Consider the following 18,212-nt stretch of genomic DNA (forward strand, 5'->3'; position numbering starts at 1 on the left):
AGTGACAGTATTATTAACAATCTGTATCATTGCCTGTTTCATTGTTTCATTTCTCGCCTTTATTTATCCTATAATCCCAGGAATCCTTGCTGTCTGGGCTGGATATTTAATTTATCATTTTGGCATAAATGGCGGAGAACTAACAACTTCCTTTTGGATTATTCAAGTCATTTTCACACTATTCATTTTCGTTGCTGATTTTATTGCAAATGGATATTTCTTAAAGAAATACGGGAGTTCTAAATGGGGCGAGCGTGTCGGGATGATTTCAATCATTGTCGGATCGTTCTTCTTCCCACCATTTGGTCTTATTATCATCCCGTTCTTATCGGTATTTATAACAGAACTAATGCATAAAAAAGCGCCAAAAGACGCTTTTCTAGTAGGAGTTGCTACTGTAGTTGGTTTTTTAAGCAGTACAGTAGCGAAAGCCATTCTCCAAATCATTATGATTATCATATTTGTATGTTATATTATCTTTTAACCATCCCATTTTCGGGATGGTTTTTTAATATGAAATACCTACTCGACTATTCTCATATTTGTTTTTACTGCACAGATTCCACGTAAATTGCGCTGTATCACCAACTGTTATTTTTGCTCCACCTTCTGGTAATACATCTTTTTCAGCTCGATATACCCCTGTCACATCACCGTCTATTAAATGCGTCGGACAAACGACTGTCCAACATAAATTACTACTACTAAGTATCTTGTATGCAGCTAAATGATCTTCTGCTGCTGTTGTCGTTTTCCTTTTTGATTCCGTTGATTGAAAACGATATAAATTTAGATTTGTCCTTGCTTGTAAAATACCTGCTGTTCCTATTGTAATAATCTTATGAACCCCTTCTTCTTCCATTTGCTTTATAATTTGTGGCATACTCTTCGCTAACGTTCCATTTTGATCAGTTCCAAGTGCACTAATTACTATATCGCTTCCTTCTATCGCGTTCTTTATATCATTTTCATTCAGTACATTACCTTCTATTACTCGTAACCTTTCATGATTTATTTCTACTCTATTTAAATCACGCGCTAACGCAGTCACTTCAGCTGAATCTTTTAATGCCAATTTTATAATTTTTGAACCTACTCGACCTGTTGCTCCCAATATACATACTTTCATTTGTTATCCCCTCTTTCTCTCTTTCCCTCTTTCTCTATTTTTCAATAATCTTAATCAATTTACAACAAAAAAGCTTCCTCATGTATAAGAGGAAGCTCTATTATTACTTTATTTCTTTTCTTTAGAATCTGTAGACTTCTCAGTTTTGCTTGTTTCTTTATCCTTTTTGTCCTCTTGTTGTGTTGTTGTACCGTCTTCTTTCTTCTTGTCCTCATCTTTACTACAACCTACCATTAATAAAGAACTTGCAAGTGCCATAGCAGTTATTGATTTAACCCATTTGTTCATTTGCGTTTCCTCCTTGTGATAGAATATGTACAACCCCATATTACTCTCTATTTTTAAAGGAAAGATTGAAAAATAGTAAATAAACGGTAAATATTTGTAAATTTTCTGATAATAAACATAGACACTTAGTCTTTTTTCTCCATGAAAAAAAACTAAGGCGCCTATCTTTCCACCTTAGTTTCTTATGCAAACTTCTCATTTTCATATACATGTTCAATCTTATACTCTTTCTTCACAACATATTGCCATACACTATAGGCATAACGGTTCATTTTCAAGAAGCAATTTTCTAAAAATGAACGGAATTCTGGATTTGCAACTTCAACTGCCACTTGAGCAAACTTTAATGCTAGCCGTTTTAAATGCGAAATATAGCAAGTTGCAATATAAATATCCCCTGTATACTTACTATTAGTTTCCTTTTCCATTTCATGAAAATGAAATGAAATTGGTTCACAAGTTATTTGCTGTACATTCTCTCCTTCTTGAAAATTAACTTGTTCATTATATGCTTGCAACATATATGGTAAATGATGCTGTAATAGCTCCTTTAATTCTTCGTCTCTTACCTCTCCTGTATACTCCCCAACCTTATATATAAGCATATAACTATACCTCATTAATTCTTTCATACAATCCATGAAAGTGCCTCCCATCTCTTTTGTCTATATACTATAAATATGATGCTATAACATTTGCTATTCTTGCTAAAAACCAATCCCATTTACTAATTTTCTCAAAATCTTCTTCTGAAAATCTTTTTGATTTATGAAAGTCTTCTTTTAATCGGTTCCATACATCAGCAACAACTGTTTTATCATATATGACACAGTTAGATTCACAATTTAAATAAAAACTTCTATTATCAAAATTCGCTGTACCTATATCAACAATCTCTCCATCAATGATTGTTACTTTCCCGTGAAAAAAACCATTCCGATATTGATAAATTTCTGCTCCAGCATGTTTCATCTCTTTCAAATGCGGATAGGCAGCTTGTTTCAACAATACCGCATCACTTTTAAATGGTACGAGAATTTTCACATTGACACCGCGGTTTAATGCATCTTTTAACTCTTTCATCATTTCTTTACTTGGTACAAAATATGGTGTAGCAATTATTAAATACTTTTTAGCCTGCTTTAAAAGCGCTCCATATTTTTCCCATAACCCTTTTCCATCTGAAAATAAATATTGATATTTTACATTCCCTATCGCAGGTAAGCTTTCATGTACAGGCATTTTTTCTCCTGTATCTTCTTTCCAATCATCAGCAAATTTTCTTTCCATATCCGTGGCACCATTCCCATTGACTCGTACATGATAATCACGCCACGGCCCAAATTTCGGATCTTGTCCAAGATACTCCTTTCCGATGTTAAAGCCGCCGATATATGATACTTTTCCATCTATCGTAACGATGCGTCTATGATTCCGTTGATGCAACGAATAGAATATATTTTTCAGTTTAAGCTTTTTACTAAACGTAAACTGAACACCATTTCTTTTTAGTTGACGAATTATTTTTTTCTTCAGCTTATATCCACCTATTCGATCGACTGACAATTTCACTTCTACTCCGCTCGATGCCTTTTTCTTGAGTAACTGCAAAAACTCTTGGCTTATTTCATCTTTACCTACAATGTAAAAATGGACATATATGTACTTTTCTGCATTATGTATATCCTCAAATAATTTCTTATATAACTCTTCACCGTTCGTATATAGTTGAAATTCACCTAATCGAAATTGTCCTAATTCATATTCACTAACCATTTTTTTCCCCATTTCCACATCGATGTTCATCCATATGAATACACCTATTAAACAAAGGATTACAGCGAAAAAGTGCTTCATGGATATTTTCCTTTCTCTCCACTTACTGTTATTTCTATATCTTCCCTTTTTTAATACATTATCATTCAAGAAAATATGTCATTACATGATATATGTCCATATCAAACAATAGCTCATTTGCATATAGTATGTTGTATCTTAAAATAAAAGGAGGAAATAACAATGGGCTTCGCACATGGTAATGGATTCGCGCTATTAGTCGTATTATTTATCCTCTTAATCATCGTCGGTGCTGCTTGCTTCTGCTAAGTAGTTATCGTCATATGATATGTGGATGAAAAAACTATAAAAGCGGACACCTATTTTTAGGTGTCCGCTTTTCATATAAAAAACACTTCGGTCTGTTATAATACCTTTAACGACTACATATTCAACTCAAAAAGTTAATAATGTGGCTACTTTCTTACTCTCTGCCTTACGTATATGACGTTGTTCTGCACGTAACACTGCAATACGATGTAATTCTTTCTCTTCTTCTGTTTCAGGGATTACTCGCGGCACAGGAACTGGATTATTTTCCTTACTAAGTGCAACAAAAGTAACAAAAGACGTTGCTGCGATACGCTTCTCACCTGAAATTAAATCTTCCGCTACTACCTTCACAAACACTTCCATAGAAGTTCTACCCGTCCAAATTACAAAGGATTCATAACTAACACAATCTGAAGAGCGAACAGGATGTAAGAAATCTACCCAATCCATAGATGCTGTGACACATTCTTTTCTTGCATGCCTTGTTGCTGAAATAGAAGCAACCATATCCATCTCGGCTAATATCTTTCCACCAAATAGCGTATTGTGATCATTTAAATCTGTTGGAAATACTCGGCTCGTTTTAAACACTCTGGATTCATTTGCTGTTTTTCCCTTTACTTCAGTCATTGTTATCACCCTTTTAATTATTTATCCCTGATATTTCAACCATCACTATACTAAATGAACTACACGTTTAATATTAACAACATTCCGAACTTTTAGTCTATAAAAAAAGAACCGATGTTATCAATCGGCTCCTCTAAATACATATTGTTCTTTCGGCTGTTCAACTTTATTCCATTTCGTTACTTCTAAAACAGGGATATTTGCATGGAACGGTTGATAAAATTCAGTAGAAATTTCTCCCTCTATTTGAATCCAATCATCATTTTTCCATTCTACACCTTCTGGCTTTTTCACTAACATACCATATACACCAGAATCCGCTACACAATGTATAATACCAAAACGGAATAAGAAATATTGTTCTTTTTTAGAAGAATCATCTTTGAAAACAAACCCTTTAAAAGATAACTTTTTCCCAGTAAACTCGCCAGGATAATTATAAATTGTTTCCATTCCTTTTAAGAAATCCTCATCTTTTAAAGCAATATTGTCTTTCGTAACAAACTCTTTCTTCCCTTTTTCCATTACACCGCGGTATCCTTCTTTCCCATAATAAATACTCGTGTCTGGTCTTAGGAATTGCCTTGTCATAAATGGATCTTTACTTTCCGCCTGTGCTACTGGAAAATGAAATCCCTTTGCTTTTACAATATCCGAATCTAGTGTCGCAATCGGGAAAAATAATCCAGAAATAATTGGGAAACAGAACAAAGTATAAGAAAATGTTCGTTTCCACCATGTATTTTCATCTTTTGAATGGTCGTGCCCACAATGACTATGATCACACCCACAATTGTGCTGTTCTTTTTCTTTTTGGTGTTCTTTTTGGAATACGATAATAATTTGAACGATCGTTAAAAAACCTAAAATAATAGCTGCTGTTGTTGATAAATAGGCATACTTCATATTGATATACTTCGTAATATTACCGGAAATATGAAGCTGCGCGATTAAGATTGTAAAACCTAATAATATATATGCTCGAAACATAACCTACCACCCCATCGCATAAATGAGTAGTGAGCTTGCATAAACAACAAGTGTAACTGTAACAGTAACGACAATTACAAATTTCGTTTTAAACGTCGCAAGCATCATAAACATATTTTTAATATCCACCATCGGTCCATATACGAGGAACGCGACAAGTGATGCTGTTGAAAAAGTACTTTGGAATGACGAAGCAATAAACGCATCCGCTTCTGAACACAGTGATAAAATGTAAGCAAGTCCCATCATAACAGCTGGTGAAGAGAACGGCCCTTGTCCTATAGCAAGAAGTGTTGAAGTTTGTACGAACGTTTGAACTGCCGCTGCAATTAACGCACCTAATACTAAATATTTTCCCATCGAGAAAAATTCCTCAACAGCATGCGTACATACATCCCACATTTTTTTACGTAATGGACGCTTATGATTCACTTCTGGGAAGTGATCATCTCGTAATTGATGTTCTTTAAACATAAATGATAATATAATTCCAACGATAATTGCTACGATAATCGCTACGATAGAACGATACCATACCATGTGCATACTACTTCCAAAGGCAACGTATGTTGCAAATAATACGACTGGATTAATAATTGGTCCAGTTAACATAAATGCAATCCCGGCATATGGCGGAACCCCTTTTCCGATTAATCGCCTTACAATCGGAACGATTCCACATTCACAGCCCGGAAACATCATACCTAAAAAAGTAGCCATTAAAACAGACAGGAAACGGTTTTTCGGCATCCATTTTGCTACCATATCTTCTGTTACAAACATTTGAATGAATCCTGAAATAAATACACCAATGAGCACAAAAGGAAGTGCTTCGATCAATATGGAGATAAAAATTGTATTCATTTGCAGGAATGCTTTCGGTAATTGAAACAATTCCATGATGTATTTCCTCCAACTTTTCATTAACAATATGTAATTTTAACCTCATTTTATGAATTGGACAAGACTTATACGGAATTCAACCCTTTCATATACATTACATTTTATAAGTTATATTCTATTCAAAATTTGGGATTTCATAGCAAAAAAGCTGCTCTAGCGCAGTTACACAACTATGCTAGAGCAGCTTTCTTCTCGTTAAAAGTAACGTTTCTTCCAAAAAACAAATGCTAATGTGAAAGATAGTGTTACACATATGATGAGTACAATTACAAAACCATGTGCTTCCCCTTCAAACGGAACCTTTACGTTCATTCCAAAGAAACTAGAAACCATCGTTGGTAACGATAAAATGATTGTAATAGACGTTAACAGTTTCATAACACTATTTAAATTATTTGATATAACGGAGCTAAAAGTATTCATCATTCCACTTAAAATGTGACTATATATTTCCGCCATTTCAATAGCCTGTTTATTTTCAATTAATACATCTTCTAATAAATCTTGATCGTCTTCATACATTTTTAAAAATGTACTGTTACGCATTAATTTTTGAATTACAATTTTATTCGCCTTTAATGATGTTGTAAAGTAAACTAAACTTTTTTCAAGGCCTAGCAATGTGAAAATCTCTTTATTTTTCATCGACTTATTTAATTGATGCTCTAAATCGATTGTTTTTCTGTTAATTTGCTTTAAGTATCTTAAATAATAAGTAGAAATCGTATATAAGAGCTGAAGTGCAAAGCGTGTCTTTTTAAACGTATAAAATTCTTTAATACGTTGATTAATAAAACGTTCAAAAATTGGGTTTTCTTCTAAGCAAATTGTAACAAAACAATCTGGCATTACAATCATACCTATTGGAATCGTGTCATAAATCGAATTTCCTTCTTCATCATGTCTAACTGTTGGAATATCCACGATAATTAAAGTATTATTATCTTCCTTTTCAATACGAGAGCGTTCTTCATCATCCAAAGGGTCTTTAATGAAATCTAAGTCTACATTTAAAGTTTGTACTAGATATTGAATTTCTTCTTCCGTTGGATGAAGTACATTAATCCAGCAACCCTTTTGCATTTCCTCAACCTCTTGTAGTTTTCCGTTTCGGTCTGTTAAATAAATATTTAACATACTATCACCCCGATTCTTTTTACATGTAGGAATCTACCTCTCTTACATAACAGTTTTTGAACCGCCATTCTCAGCATATGAAACATACGTTTAAATTTCAATAGAAAAATTATTTTGAAAACGTTTTTATAAGAAAAATATTCTAAACAAAGAAAAAGACAGAGTGCTCTCTGCCTTAAAAGCTTATGTTGCCTTTATAACATATTTAGAAAGCATCCACAAGTTAAAGCCAACTGAAATCGTATAACCAGCGTATGTTGAAATAATAAAACTTACATAATCGAAATACGGAAGCAGCACAATATTTAAAAATATCTTCACAATAATGCCAATACCTAATCCTAGCACTGTTTTCTGTTGTTGATTAATTCCTTGTAACATCGCAGCTGTTACTGTAAAAAGCGAAAATAGTATACAGGCAGGAGCATAATACTGTAATATAACTCTCCCCATCTCTGGATCATTTCCGGCACCAAATAAAAGCGTATATACTGGTTTTGCTAACACCATCATTCCAATTGCCGCTGGCACCGTAATACCTACTACTAATGCATTCGTCCTCGTAAAATGTTTGTACAGTAACTTCACATTCCCTGCTGTATATGCTTTTGTCATCTCAGGTACGAGAGACATACTAAAAGCGGTCGCAACGGAAACCGGGATAAGTACAACCATCTGGACAAGACCAATTATTGCATTAATCTTCTCCGCTTCTCCTTGCATATACCCTATTTGTATAAGTAGTTTATTAATTGTAAATGTATCAATCGTCTGATACAACGGAATTGCTAAACCTACCACAACAAACGGTATTGAATATGTAAAGAGCTCCTTATACAGTGAGAAAAAAGATTTCGTTGTTTGCGGTATACTTGCCATCTCTTTTTTCTTTAAGTGCTTTCTCCTTCTTATGTAATACGCACTTAAAACTGTTAATCCACCTATCGCTCCCATAAAGGCACCAAACGTTGAAATACCAACAGCCAACGAGACAGAAGCTTTTAAAATATATAAAACGACAAAACTTCCTATTAAAATAGTTAAGACCCGAAAAAATTGTTCTACAACTACACTTAAAGCAGAAGGCCCCATCGATTGGAATCCTTGAAAGAAACCCCTTAATAAACTCATTACTGGCACAAGTATTAACGCAAAACTCACAATTCGAATATTAGTAGTGACTGCCCCTACACTATTCCCCGTTTGATCATTTCCATCGATTACAAGTTTAGCCAAATGTGGAGCTAGCATATATAAAGCAAAACACGAAATAATTCCCATTATAAACATAAACACGATTCCACTTTTCAACACTCTCTTAACCGTATGATAATCATTCAGTTGATCATATTTTGATACCATTTTTGAAACTGCAAGTGGTAGTCCCATCGTCGCAATGCTGAGCATAATCGTATATGGACGATATGCATACGTGTATAAAACATATCCACTCGTACCGACCATTGCTGTAAATGGTATAACATATATAAACCCTAACATTTTTGATATCATCGTTGCCATCGTTAAAAATATCGTTCCACGTATAAACGGTGACCCTTTCATCACATTCCTCCGCTACGCTTTATTATTACACATTATGGACAACTCCTTTTCTTTAGAACCGAAACAAATAAAAAAAGCCAATGAAAAATCATTGACTTTAACGCGCTGCTTTTTTCTTTTTGAAATACTTTAAACCAAAATATAAGGCAACAAAGAGAACAGCTCCTATAATTATGTAATGTGTGTAATCAGATGCATACTCTTTAATATGTCGCCAATTTCCACCAAGCTTTTCACCTAAGTATATAAATAGTATTGACCATGGAATAATCGCAACTACTGTATACAGTGTAAATAGTTTTAATGGCATTTTAGCTAGTCCTGCTGGAATAGAGATTGCATGACGTACGACTGGGATAAAGCGTGCAGAAAAGATTACTCCTGCTCCGTAACGCTTAAACCAATTTTCTGCTATGTCTAAATGGTGTTTATTAATAAGTAGATATTTTCCATATTTCTCTACAACTGGACGTCCTCCATAGTATCCAAGCCAATATAAAAAGATTTGAGCTAAAGTACCACCGATTGTTCCAGCAATAACTGCACCGACAAAGCTAATTTTACCATCTGCGACTAAAAAGCCAGCATACGAAAGTACAATTTCACTCGGGATAATTTCAATCATTAAAGCTAGCGCTACTCCAAAGTAACCTAAGCTTGCAAAAAATTGCAATAACTGATCTATTATGCTTGCTAACATTTTATTTTCTATCTCCTTTTTTCTTCACATACCATCCCATTATTACATAAAGGTTGCATTCTGCCAATATCTTCATTCCAACAATATCATCGGCATAAACATTATTAATCTATTACTATTTCTTTCAGTGGTTCTTTCATGTAGGCAAACATTTCTTTAATTTGCTCTTCTGTATTTCTAGCAATCGATAAATTAGGCAATTCATTCTCACCAAAAAACTCCACATCTTCTGTTTCAATACTAATTTTCTTTTCACCACCAATAATCTTACAGCCAATAAAAATTTTATATACGTGTGTTGCTGAAGGCGAAGGTTGATGTTTTTCTTTATCAAATATAGCGAGTAGCTTAAAATGATCAACTTCATAACCTGTCTCTTCTAAAACTTCTTTTGCTGCTACTTCTGTCGGCGTATAACCGATGTCAGCCCATCCACCTGGCAATGCCCATTTCCCATCGCTTTTTTCTTTCACAAATAATAACTTTTCATTTTGAAAAACAACTGCTCTTATATCAATTTTTGGTGTTTGATAGCCTGTCTCACTTGCAAATAACTTCTCTACAACTTCCCAATCTGTCTTTGTGTAATGTGACATCATCGAAATGGAAATATCCCGTAATTGTTGGAAACGCTCTATATCATACACATCCTTAGAATACGTTAAACCCGCTTGAGCTATAGATTGTATTTGTTTTACCCAATCAATCCATTTTACCTTCATGTTTCCACATCCCCATTCATTATTAAGTAAATATTACGTCAATTCCATTGATACCTCTTTATTATACAAAAAAAGAGATTGATAATGTTCCAATCTCCTTCAAAATTAATCCAATTCATGTAAATGATCTTGTATATACTTTCTTCTTTTATTTATATATTCCTCAATCATATTAGCTTCTTGATCAAATGTTTCTAATTTTTCTTTCATATATGGATCTTGTAGTAAATAAGGACGAATCGACTCACACAAACCTTCTACTTTCGGCATCATAAATGAAACGGTAAATTGTTCTTCTAATATTTCTTCCAAAATACTTCGGTATTGTTTTCTAAATACAGGTATATCTAACAATCTTGCACTTAACGTGTTATAACCTTGAATACGAATATATTCATGATTAAGTGGTCTCCCTTGGACATCTCGCCCCCAAGTCGCATCATAATCCCACGGTATCACTTCAAATAAATTCGTTTCATCGTTATGATATAGTGCATAGTTATGAACGAAACCATCAAAGTTTTGTGTGAAAATAACGCCAGCTAACCATCGTAAATATTTATCAACATGCAAAAACTTCCCAATTTCTTTTTCATAAGATTCCCTCGACAAAGTATTCGCTTGGAATACAAATTCACTCAATTGTTCTTCACTATTTTCATTCGAATATTTAAATTCATAACCCGCAAATAGCTCGGTCTTAACATCTTTATCTCTCTCACTCATTAAAGAAAAATTCGCATCATCATCTATCGCATAATAAATAGAACCACTCGGTAATCCTCTATTTTTCAAAAAGTTTTCATCAACTGATTCTAACTGTAAATATACACCTTGAATTTGACCATTAATTTTTATAAACACATGTTGTGATTTTGGTGAAAGTACACCAATATCATGAAAAAAGTCTAAAGATAATTTGTTTCGTATGAGAGACGGATCCATAAACTCAGAATTTAAATGAATTTCTTTCGCACCTTGAAATTTTTTCGGTTTATAAAACATAACATGATAAGACTTTTTCTCAAACTCACGAATATGAGCCCCCCGGTATACGATATCAATGTCATACTTCTTTTTTCCATAAGTTAATTTTGCTGGCACTGGACTGTCTGACCAAATTTCTTTTTTCAATTCCACTAGGTTCATTGGATGAATAAAAAAATCATATGAAGGTAGCATATTTTCTCATCCCTTCTCAGTTCTCTTCATTCAATGTATGCACCTTGCCTTGTCCATACATCCGCTATCATCTATTTATATAAAATTACACTCTTGTCCTGTTCAGAAAGACTTCATATCTCATATCATGTTAAGGAAAAAGAATACCTTTTCAACTTAATACATGATAAGGAGGATTTCTATGAAACGTGATATTAGAAAAGCGGTTGAAGAAATCAAAAGTGCTGGGATGGAGGATTTTTTACATCAAGATCCAAGTGCTTTTGAGTGCGATGATGATAAATTCTCTCATCATCGATGTACAACAGGATGTAAATGTACAACTGGGGGTAAATGTCCAAGAACAAGATGTACTCGTGTGAAACATTGTACGTTCGTTACAAAATGTACGCATGTAAAAAAATGGACATTTGTTACGAAATGCACTCGTGTACGCGTTCAAAAATGGACGTTTGTTACGAAAGTAACGCGTAGAAAAGAATGCGTTTTAGTTACGAAAGTGACGCGTAGGAAACATTGTACGTTCGTTACAAAATGCATACGCTTTGAAAAGAAATTTTTCTGGACAAAACGAAGCTTCTGTAAAAAGTGCGAATTCTTCCCGCATAGAGACGGTCACTCATGCGATGATTCATGTGATCATGGCAGAGACTGTCACGATAATGGACACAAATGGAATGATTGCAAAGGCGGACATAAATTCCCATCTTGCAAAAACAAGAAATTCGATCACTTCTGGTATAAAAAACGTAATTGCTAGTTTTTATGCCTACAAAAAAAGGCCGTTTTGCGGCCTTTTTTACGTTCATTGAAAATGACTTATATCTGCAAATTGCTTCACTTCACCTTTATCTTCTTCAAATTCTATTATACTTAGACTAGCACTATGCATAAATGGATCATCCCACACATTTTCTATTTCAATACCCGCAAAATGTCCTACAAGTAATTTTGCCGCTGCCGCATGAGAAACAATTAATATACTTTCTCCTTTATGCTTTTCTAAAAGAAGCTGTATCCCCTCAATTACCCTTTTATGAACGGCCTCAAAATCTTCTCCTGATGTTGACTGAAAAAGATGTGGCTCATACCAAAACAATTGTATTTCCTCTGGATATTGCCTTTCTATATCATCGATTGTCTGTCCTTCCCATTCACCCATGTTAATTTCATAAAAATGCTCATCCGCTATTATCGGTATATCACGATCGCCCTTTATTAACTCTGCAGTATGAAGGGTTCTTTCACTCGGACTACTATAGATCGCATGGATAGATAAATCTTTCATTCGGTCTCCTAATTGCTTTGCTTGTAACATACCATTTTCAGTTAAAGCAGAATTTTTCCGTCCTTGCATTCGTTTCGCTACATTCCATTCCGTCTCACCGTGCCTTGTTACATATACAGTTGTCTTCATTTCTCATTCCCCCCTTACCATGTTGGCCGCAATTCCCACGGTTCTACTCGTCCTACAATCCATTCATCACATTTACTCTCAATTCCTTTTATTACCCCATCCGATATTTCTTCATGGGTAAGCCATCTCCCGTATGTATCTTCTAATATAAAACCTAATATTATTCTATGGTAGCTACATCGCGTACCACCTATTTTTTGTGCGGGTATACGCGACGCTTTACTACCTAAAATATGAAAAACGTTGTATGTTTCAGACGACAAATCCAATTCTCTACAAATGAATGACAACGTATCCTTCGCACTTGCGTGTACCCATGCGACAACTAATGTTATTGGGCCATTCTGCATAATTGTGCTTTTAATAGCTAGCTTTACATCGTCATCATTATGATAATCTAACGGAAGACATGTGATACTTTCTGGCGCAGCACTCTCTCGCTTAACATTTTCTAATTTCACTTCATCTCGTCCAATAATAGAAACATGAAATCCTTGCTCACAAAGCCACATAGAAACTCTCTTTAGCATCCCTGTTCCACCAATTACTAGCGCATGCAACTTCTTCCCCCTCCTTAGTAAAATGTCATATGAGGTTTATCTTCCCTATAATAATTAAGTCGGTCTTGCAATGTCCCTGAATGAAACTCAAATTTGTGGCCGTCAGGATCAACAAAATATATGGACTTACAATCCCTTACATCGCGTTCTCTTCCTTGTAAAATATGAACATCGTTTTCTTCTAATCGTTGCAGTAGGCGTTCAAAGTCTTTCTGTTCAACTGAAAACGCAATATGCGTATAAGATTGATGAATCTCATTTCTCGGAATATGTGTTTCTTCATTAAGTGCTACCCATACCCCACATATATGAAAATACGCAAGTTTTCTCCCTTTAACTAATAATTCTCCTTCTAGTACTTTTTCGTAAAATATAATAGATTTTTCTAAATTAGACACTGAAAAACAAAGATGATTGATTCCCTTTAACAACTCTAATTCCTCCTATACAAATAAAAGATGAGCGAAAATTCACTCATCTTTTATTATACTATTTCTTTGTAATATATGCCCATTTATAACTGAAGTCCCCACCAAACGTATGATTCGCAATACCTTTTACGTATGGCTTCTCTAAGTAAGCCGTACTTTGTTGGTACGTAGGAGAAATGGCAGCATCTTGACCAATTAAGATTTTTTCAGCTTCTGCAAGGGCATTCCAGCGTGCTTTATCATCTTTTAATAGCTCTCCTTTTGATTTCGCTACTAAATCATCATACTTCGGATTAGAATAATCCATTTCATTAAATGAGCTTCCAGTAACAAACATATCAATATAAGTCATTGGATCTGGATAGTCCGGACTCCATGCAGATAATGAGAATTCATATTCAAATTTCTTTTCTAACTCTAGCTTTTGCTTATATGGTTGTTGTTTCAAATTCACTTTAATACCAGGTAAATTTTTCTCTAACTCTTCTTTAATAAAGTCACCCACTTTTTTACGGCTACCGTTATCATCATTTAGAAATTCTACTGTAATTGTATCTTGGCCAAGCTCTTTCTTCGCTTCTTCCCATAATTTTTTTGCTTTTTCAGCATTATCTTTGCTGTCACGGAAATTTTTATTTACAGTACGGAAATCTTTCCCATCTGGTCCTGTCGTAAATTTCTCAGGTACTAAGAAATATGCTGGTAATGATCCGTCATTTAAAATAACATTTGCAATTCCTTTTTTATCGTATGCCAGATCAATCGCTTCACGAACTTTTTGATTTTTAAACGTTGCATTTTTCTGGTTAAAACGTAAGAAATACATACGTGGATCTAACTTCGTTTTAAATTCATCCGGCTTATTCTTTTTATACTTATCAACAAATTCAGAACTTAAAATAACACGGTCCGCTTGATCACTATCATATAAGTTTACTCCCGTGCTCGTTTCCTTCACAATATTTACATTAATTTCTTCTAACTTCACAGTATCTTTATCCCAATAATTAGGGTTTTTCTTTAACTGATAACTTCGTTCATGTTTCCATTCACTCATCGTAAATGGTCCATTATATAATAGTTTATCTGCTTCTAATGCATATTTATCCCCTTGCTCTTTCACATATTTTTCATTTAATGGGAAAAATGTAGGGAATGACGTAAGTTCAAGAAAATAAGGTGCTGGTTGCTCTAATTCTACTACCAACGTTTTATCATCCTTCGCTTTAACACCCAATTGATCTGATGGTAATTCTCCTTTATTTACTTTCTGTGCATTTTTCACATCAAATAAAATAAATGCATATTCTGCCGCTATTGCTTTATCTAATGTACGTTGCCATGCATATACAAAATCTTGTGCTCGAACTGGATCACCATTTGACCATTTCGCATCACGTAATTCAAATGTATATGTCTTTTTATCTTCACTAATCTTCACATCTTTTGCCATGCCTGGTGTTGGTTTATTATCCTTATCTAAACGATATAACCCTTCCATTGCATTTACAAAGGCACGGAATGATACAGAGTCTGTTGATTTTGATGTATCCATTGAAGGGATTTCTGCTGTTTCTAGTAAGTTTAATACTTGCTTATCTGCTGCTCCCTTACCTGCTTCTTTCTTCGTTGTAGATGCCTTCTCCCCATTTCCGCAACCTGCAACTAATACACTAGTCGATAATGCAACTGCAGCAATCGTTGTTACCTTTCTCTTCATTCTTCCTTCCCCCAATCTATATGTATAAATGAAAGCCAGTATAATATATATTATTATACAAAAGATTCAGATTATTTCAAATACTATTTTTGTACACTAAAAAAAGAAGTGGATAGAGAGCCCTTCTATCCACTTCTTTTTCTTTTACTTGTAATCCATCCTCTATATCAAATGGGTTTTGAACTTTAAATATTTCGTCCATTATCTTCAAAAATTCTTCCTCATTTTTAGATTCTCCATTAATCATAAGTGAGTACGGCTCAATCTCACCTAATTTATAATCAACAACAAATTGGATTGTCACCTTTTCCCTTGGCATATCAGGACTATATCCTTCGAATTCTACCAATTCTAATCCTTCCGTTCCACGATAATATACCCAACCTGGATTTCTAAAGTAACTTTCAAACGATTCACCAATGGAAAAGAACGGATATTCATAAAGCGAGCTTGTACGAACTTTTTGAATAATATCTCGATCAGTCGGGAAAAAGAAATGGCTGAAAAAAATACTAGCAATCGCTAAAATCGTAACGATTGTCGCTCCTACTTTACTCGTTCCACCACTATCACGAATGAGATAGTTTTCAACCGATGCATCTTGAATTCCCCGTGCTTTTATTCGATATATACGTCTTTCTGCAAATTGATAATATAATCCATTTGCAAAAATCCCCATCCCAAACAGAATAAAAATGAGTAACAGAAACGTAAGAGGCACCATATTAATGATTGGTAATGCTACGTTGAAGCCCATATAATAAGAAAATGCATCACACGCTACTAATAACAGTAAAAATAAAGCTGCAGGTAAATAGTACTTACGATATCCAAGCCAACCCACATTGAAAATAGCAGCCCAACCATTCCAGCTCCACCTAGCAATCCGTTTATCCTCAAGCTCCCATTTCCTTTTGTAATACGGATATTGTCTCCCTACATATACTTCTAACTCTTTGTCGATTAACGAGCTTCCATCGCCTTGTTCATTATGCAAAGTCCGCTGGCAACTTTCACAATTCAACTGATTTCCATCGCAAAGTTGCCCACAATTTATACAGTTCAAAACAATCCCTCTTCCCATCCATACGTCATTTCAAAATACCTTCGTGTTTTAATAACCACTCTTTCCTCCATAAACCACCCGCATATCCAACAAGCTTCCCGCTTTTCCCTATTACACGATGACACGGAACGATAATTGAAATCGGATTACGACTATTTGCTCCTCCTATCGCACGTACAGCTTTCGTATTTCCGACCTTCTCTGCAATATCTAAATATGAAGCACTTACGCCATAAGGAATAGTATAGAGCGCATCCCATACATTCTTTTGAAATGATGTTCCCTCAGCAGACAGCGGGACCGTGAACTCTTTTCTTTTCCCCTTAAAATATTCATCTAGCTCATTTATACATTGATCTATCATTTCATTTTTATGTTCTTCTTTTCTCTCATCAACAAATATAACAGACGTAATTCCATTATCATTCGCTGTAATTTCCAGCAAGCCTAATTCACTTTCATAATAAGCCTGGTACATATGTCATCCTCCAATTCAATTCATATTAGTTATTGTAACACGAATAGACAAAATTTTTCGTATAAGCGTTTTATTAGAGAAATAAAAAAGAGAATGCTACAATGTAAGAAAATTCAATCAAGGAGGCTTTTTGATGAATTCCAAACTTTTTTCACCTTATACAATTAAGGACGTTACGCTAAAAAACCGTATCGTTATGTCACCTATGTGCATGTATTCATCAGAGAATGAGGATGGCCAAGTAACGAATTTCCATCTCATTCATTATGGAACAAGAGCTGCCGGTCAAGTTGGTTTAGTAATGATTGAAGCAACAGCCGTGTTACCTGAAGGGCGAATTTCTAATAAAGACTTAGGTATTTGGGATGACTGTCTAATTGAAGGCTTACATAAAACGACAAGTTTTATACATGATAACGGTGCAAAAGCAGCCATTCAACTCGCTCACGCCGGAAGAAAAGCTGAATTAGAAACAAGTGCTTTTGCTCCATCAGCAATTCCGTTTAATGAAACTATGAAAATACCATTAGAAATGAGTATTCAGCAAATAAAAAATGCCATATTAGCTTTTCAGAAGGCTGCAATACGATCTAAACAAGCTGGATTTGATGTTATTGAAATACATGGTGCCCACGGTTATCTTATAAATGAATTTCTTTCTCCACTTTCTAATAAACGAACTGATGAATATGGGGGCTCATCTGAAAATCGCTATCGTTTCTTACGTGAAATCATTGACTCGATAAATGAAGTTTGGAACGGACCGTTATTTGTTCGAATTTCAGCAAATGATTATCATCCTAATGGGTTAACAGTTCAAGATTACGTTCAGTATACAAAATGGATGAAAGAACAAGGGGTAGATTTAATCGATTGTAGTTCTGGAGCTGTTGTACCGGCACACATCGATGTATATCCCGGGTATCAAGTACAATACGCTAAACGTATTAAAGAGCATGCTAACATTGCAACTGGTGCAGTTGGATTGATTACGACTGGGTCTCAAGCAGAACAAATTTTAAATAATAATGAAGCAGATTTAATTTTTATCGGACGTGAGTTACTTCGCAATCCATACTTTCCAAGAATAGCCGCCAATGAACTTGGCTTTGAGTTACAAGAACCGTATCAATACAAGAGAGCACCGGGGAAAATCATTACAAATAAATAAAACCGAGAAGTCATTC

Annotated in this window: 22 protein-coding genes; 4 read left to right on the forward strand and 18 right to left on the reverse strand. The window is 34.6% G+C overall.

From position 1 onward, the window contains the following. The first annotated feature begins 1 nt into the window (after position 1). Complete coding sequence (locus QCI44_RS18110) at positions 2 to 484, forward strand: DUF456 domain-containing protein (protein ID WP_016088220.1); 483 nt, start codon at positions 2 to 4, stop codon at positions 482 to 484. Between the two features lie 24 nt (positions 485 to 508). Here QCI44_RS18110 and QCI44_RS18115 read toward each other — a convergent pair whose 3' ends face one another. The 4 genes from QCI44_RS18115 to cls all read right to left on the reverse strand — a co-directional run bounded on the left by QCI44_RS18115 (position 509) and on the right by cls (position 3,274). Continuing rightward, the gene (locus QCI44_RS18115; protein ID WP_098486417.1) at positions 509 to 1,129 is read right to left on the reverse strand and encodes an NAD(P)-dependent oxidoreductase; all 621 of its coding nucleotides are present in this window, start codon (positions 1,127 to 1,129) and stop codon (positions 509 to 511) included. A 108-nt stretch (positions 1,130 to 1,237) separates the two neighbouring features. Then, a complete protein-coding gene (locus QCI44_RS18120; RefSeq protein WP_016088222.1) occupies positions 1,238 to 1,417 on the reverse strand; it encodes a hypothetical protein in 180 nt (59 codons plus the stop codon). A 182-nt stretch (positions 1,418 to 1,599) separates the two neighbouring features. Further along, positions 1,600 to 2,058, reverse strand: a complete 459-nt coding sequence (locus QCI44_RS18125; protein ID WP_016088223.1) for a spore coat protein — start codon at positions 2,056 to 2,058, stop codon at positions 1,600 to 1,602. Positions 2,059 to 2,089: 31 nt separating this feature from the next. Then, a complete protein-coding gene (gene cls, locus QCI44_RS18130; protein WP_016134233.1) occupies positions 2,090 to 3,274 on the reverse strand; it encodes a cardiolipin synthase in 1,185 nt (394 codons plus the stop codon). Between the two features lie 162 nt (positions 3,275 to 3,436). On the opposite strand from cls, the gene QCI44_RS18135 reads away from it, so the two are divergent. Next, positions 3,437 to 3,523: a YjcZ family sporulation protein gene (locus QCI44_RS18135; protein ID WP_000505094.1), complete on the forward strand. Its 87-nt coding sequence runs from the start codon at positions 3,437 to 3,439 to the stop codon at positions 3,521 to 3,523. Positions 3,524 to 3,649: 126 nt separating this feature from the next. Here the strand turns inward: QCI44_RS18135 and QCI44_RS18140 are convergent, their stop codons facing one another. From QCI44_RS18140 to cotH, 8 genes are all read right to left on the reverse strand, one after another. Further along, positions 3,650 to 4,156 carry an acyl-CoA thioesterase gene (locus QCI44_RS18140; protein WP_000141167.1) on the reverse strand — a complete coding sequence of 169 codons (507 nt, stop codon included), beginning with the start codon at positions 4,154 to 4,156 and terminating at the stop codon, positions 3,650 to 3,652. 120 nt (positions 4,157 to 4,276) lie between these two features. After that, on the reverse strand, positions 4,277 to 5,146 hold the full coding sequence (locus tag QCI44_RS18145) for a TIGR03943 family putative permease subunit (RefSeq protein ID WP_016088225.1): 870 nt from the start codon (positions 5,144 to 5,146) through the stop codon (positions 4,277 to 4,279). Between the two features lie 3 nt (positions 5,147 to 5,149). Next, positions 5,150 to 6,046, reverse strand: a complete 897-nt coding sequence (locus tag QCI44_RS18150) for a permease (RefSeq protein ID WP_000418724.1) — start codon at positions 6,044 to 6,046, stop codon at positions 5,150 to 5,152. A 198-nt stretch (positions 6,047 to 6,244) separates the two neighbouring features. Further along, a complete protein-coding gene (locus QCI44_RS18155) occupies positions 6,245 to 7,186 on the reverse strand; it encodes a magnesium transporter CorA family protein (RefSeq protein ID WP_000932392.1) in 942 nt (313 codons plus the stop codon). 183 nt (positions 7,187 to 7,369) lie between these two features. Then, the gene (locus QCI44_RS18160; protein ID WP_088083626.1) at positions 7,370 to 8,749 is read right to left on the reverse strand and encodes a putative polysaccharide biosynthesis protein; all 1,380 of its coding nucleotides are present in this window, start codon (positions 8,747 to 8,749) and stop codon (positions 7,370 to 7,372) included. Positions 8,750 to 8,846: 97 nt separating this feature from the next. Then, positions 8,847 to 9,449, reverse strand: coding sequence for an undecaprenyl phosphate transporter UptA (uptA, locus tag QCI44_RS18165; protein WP_000881208.1), 603 nt, complete (start codon positions 9,447 to 9,449; stop codon positions 8,847 to 8,849). 104 nt (positions 9,450 to 9,553) lie between these two features. Next, positions 9,554 to 10,171: an NUDIX hydrolase N-terminal domain-containing protein gene (locus tag QCI44_RS18170; RefSeq protein WP_016088229.1), complete on the reverse strand. Its 618-nt coding sequence runs from the start codon at positions 10,169 to 10,171 to the stop codon at positions 9,554 to 9,556. Between the two features lie 105 nt (positions 10,172 to 10,276). Continuing rightward, a complete protein-coding gene (gene cotH / locus QCI44_RS18175) occupies positions 10,277 to 11,353 on the reverse strand; it encodes a spore coat protein CotH (protein ID WP_088083625.1) in 1,077 nt (358 codons plus the stop codon). Between the two features lie 181 nt (positions 11,354 to 11,534). Between cotH and exsB the strand changes: the two genes are divergently transcribed. Continuing rightward, positions 11,535 to 12,113 (forward strand): exosporium protein ExsB, encoded by a 579-nt coding sequence (gene exsB, locus QCI44_RS18180; RefSeq protein ID WP_016088231.1) that lies wholly within the window; start codon positions 11,535 to 11,537, stop codon positions 12,111 to 12,113. 45 nt (positions 12,114 to 12,158) lie between these two features. Here the strand turns inward: exsB and QCI44_RS18185 are convergent, their stop codons facing one another. The 6 genes from QCI44_RS18185 to QCI44_RS18210 all read right to left on the reverse strand — a co-directional run bounded on the left by QCI44_RS18185 (position 12,159) and on the right by QCI44_RS18210 (position 17,025). Then, positions 12,159 to 12,770 carry a phosphoserine phosphatase 1 gene (locus QCI44_RS18185; RefSeq protein WP_353811376.1) on the reverse strand — a complete coding sequence of 204 codons (612 nt, stop codon included), beginning with the start codon at positions 12,768 to 12,770 and terminating at the stop codon, positions 12,159 to 12,161. A gap of 14 nt (positions 12,771 to 12,784) precedes the next feature. Further along, the gene (locus tag QCI44_RS18190) at positions 12,785 to 13,330 is read right to left on the reverse strand and encodes a short-chain dehydrogenase (protein WP_353811377.1); all 546 of its coding nucleotides are present in this window, start codon (positions 13,328 to 13,330) and stop codon (positions 12,785 to 12,787) included. A 14-nt stretch (positions 13,331 to 13,344) separates the two neighbouring features. Next, positions 13,345 to 13,761 carry a FosBx1 family fosfomycin resistance bacillithiol transferase gene (gene fosB / locus QCI44_RS18195; protein WP_016088234.1) on the reverse strand — a complete coding sequence of 139 codons (417 nt, stop codon included), beginning with the start codon at positions 13,759 to 13,761 and terminating at the stop codon, positions 13,345 to 13,347. A gap of 58 nt (positions 13,762 to 13,819) precedes the next feature. Next, on the reverse strand, positions 13,820 to 15,481 hold the full coding sequence (locus tag QCI44_RS18200) for a peptide ABC transporter substrate-binding protein (protein ID WP_016088235.1): 1,662 nt from the start codon (positions 15,479 to 15,481) through the stop codon (positions 13,820 to 13,822). Between the two features lie 76 nt (positions 15,482 to 15,557). Continuing rightward, positions 15,558 to 16,565, reverse strand: a complete 1,008-nt coding sequence (locus tag QCI44_RS18205; RefSeq protein WP_353811378.1) for a DUF2628 domain-containing protein — start codon at positions 16,563 to 16,565, stop codon at positions 15,558 to 15,560. 7 nt (positions 16,566 to 16,572) lie between these two features. Next, positions 16,573 to 17,025 carry a methylated-DNA--[protein]-cysteine S-methyltransferase gene (locus QCI44_RS18210; protein WP_016088237.1) on the reverse strand — a complete coding sequence of 151 codons (453 nt, stop codon included), beginning with the start codon at positions 17,023 to 17,025 and terminating at the stop codon, positions 16,573 to 16,575. Between the two features lie 133 nt (positions 17,026 to 17,158). On the opposite strand from QCI44_RS18210, the gene namA reads away from it, so the two are divergent. Then, positions 17,159 to 18,196 (forward strand): NADPH dehydrogenase NamA, encoded by a 1,038-nt coding sequence (gene namA / locus QCI44_RS18215; RefSeq protein ID WP_353811379.1) that lies wholly within the window; start codon positions 17,159 to 17,161, stop codon positions 18,194 to 18,196. The last annotated feature ends 16 nt before the right edge of the window (positions 18,197 to 18,212 follow it).

The sequence above is a fragment of the Bacillus cereus group sp. RP37 genome (genome assembly GCF_040459695.1).
Classification (GTDB): domain Bacteria; phylum Bacillota; class Bacilli; order Bacillales; family Bacillaceae_G; genus Bacillus_A.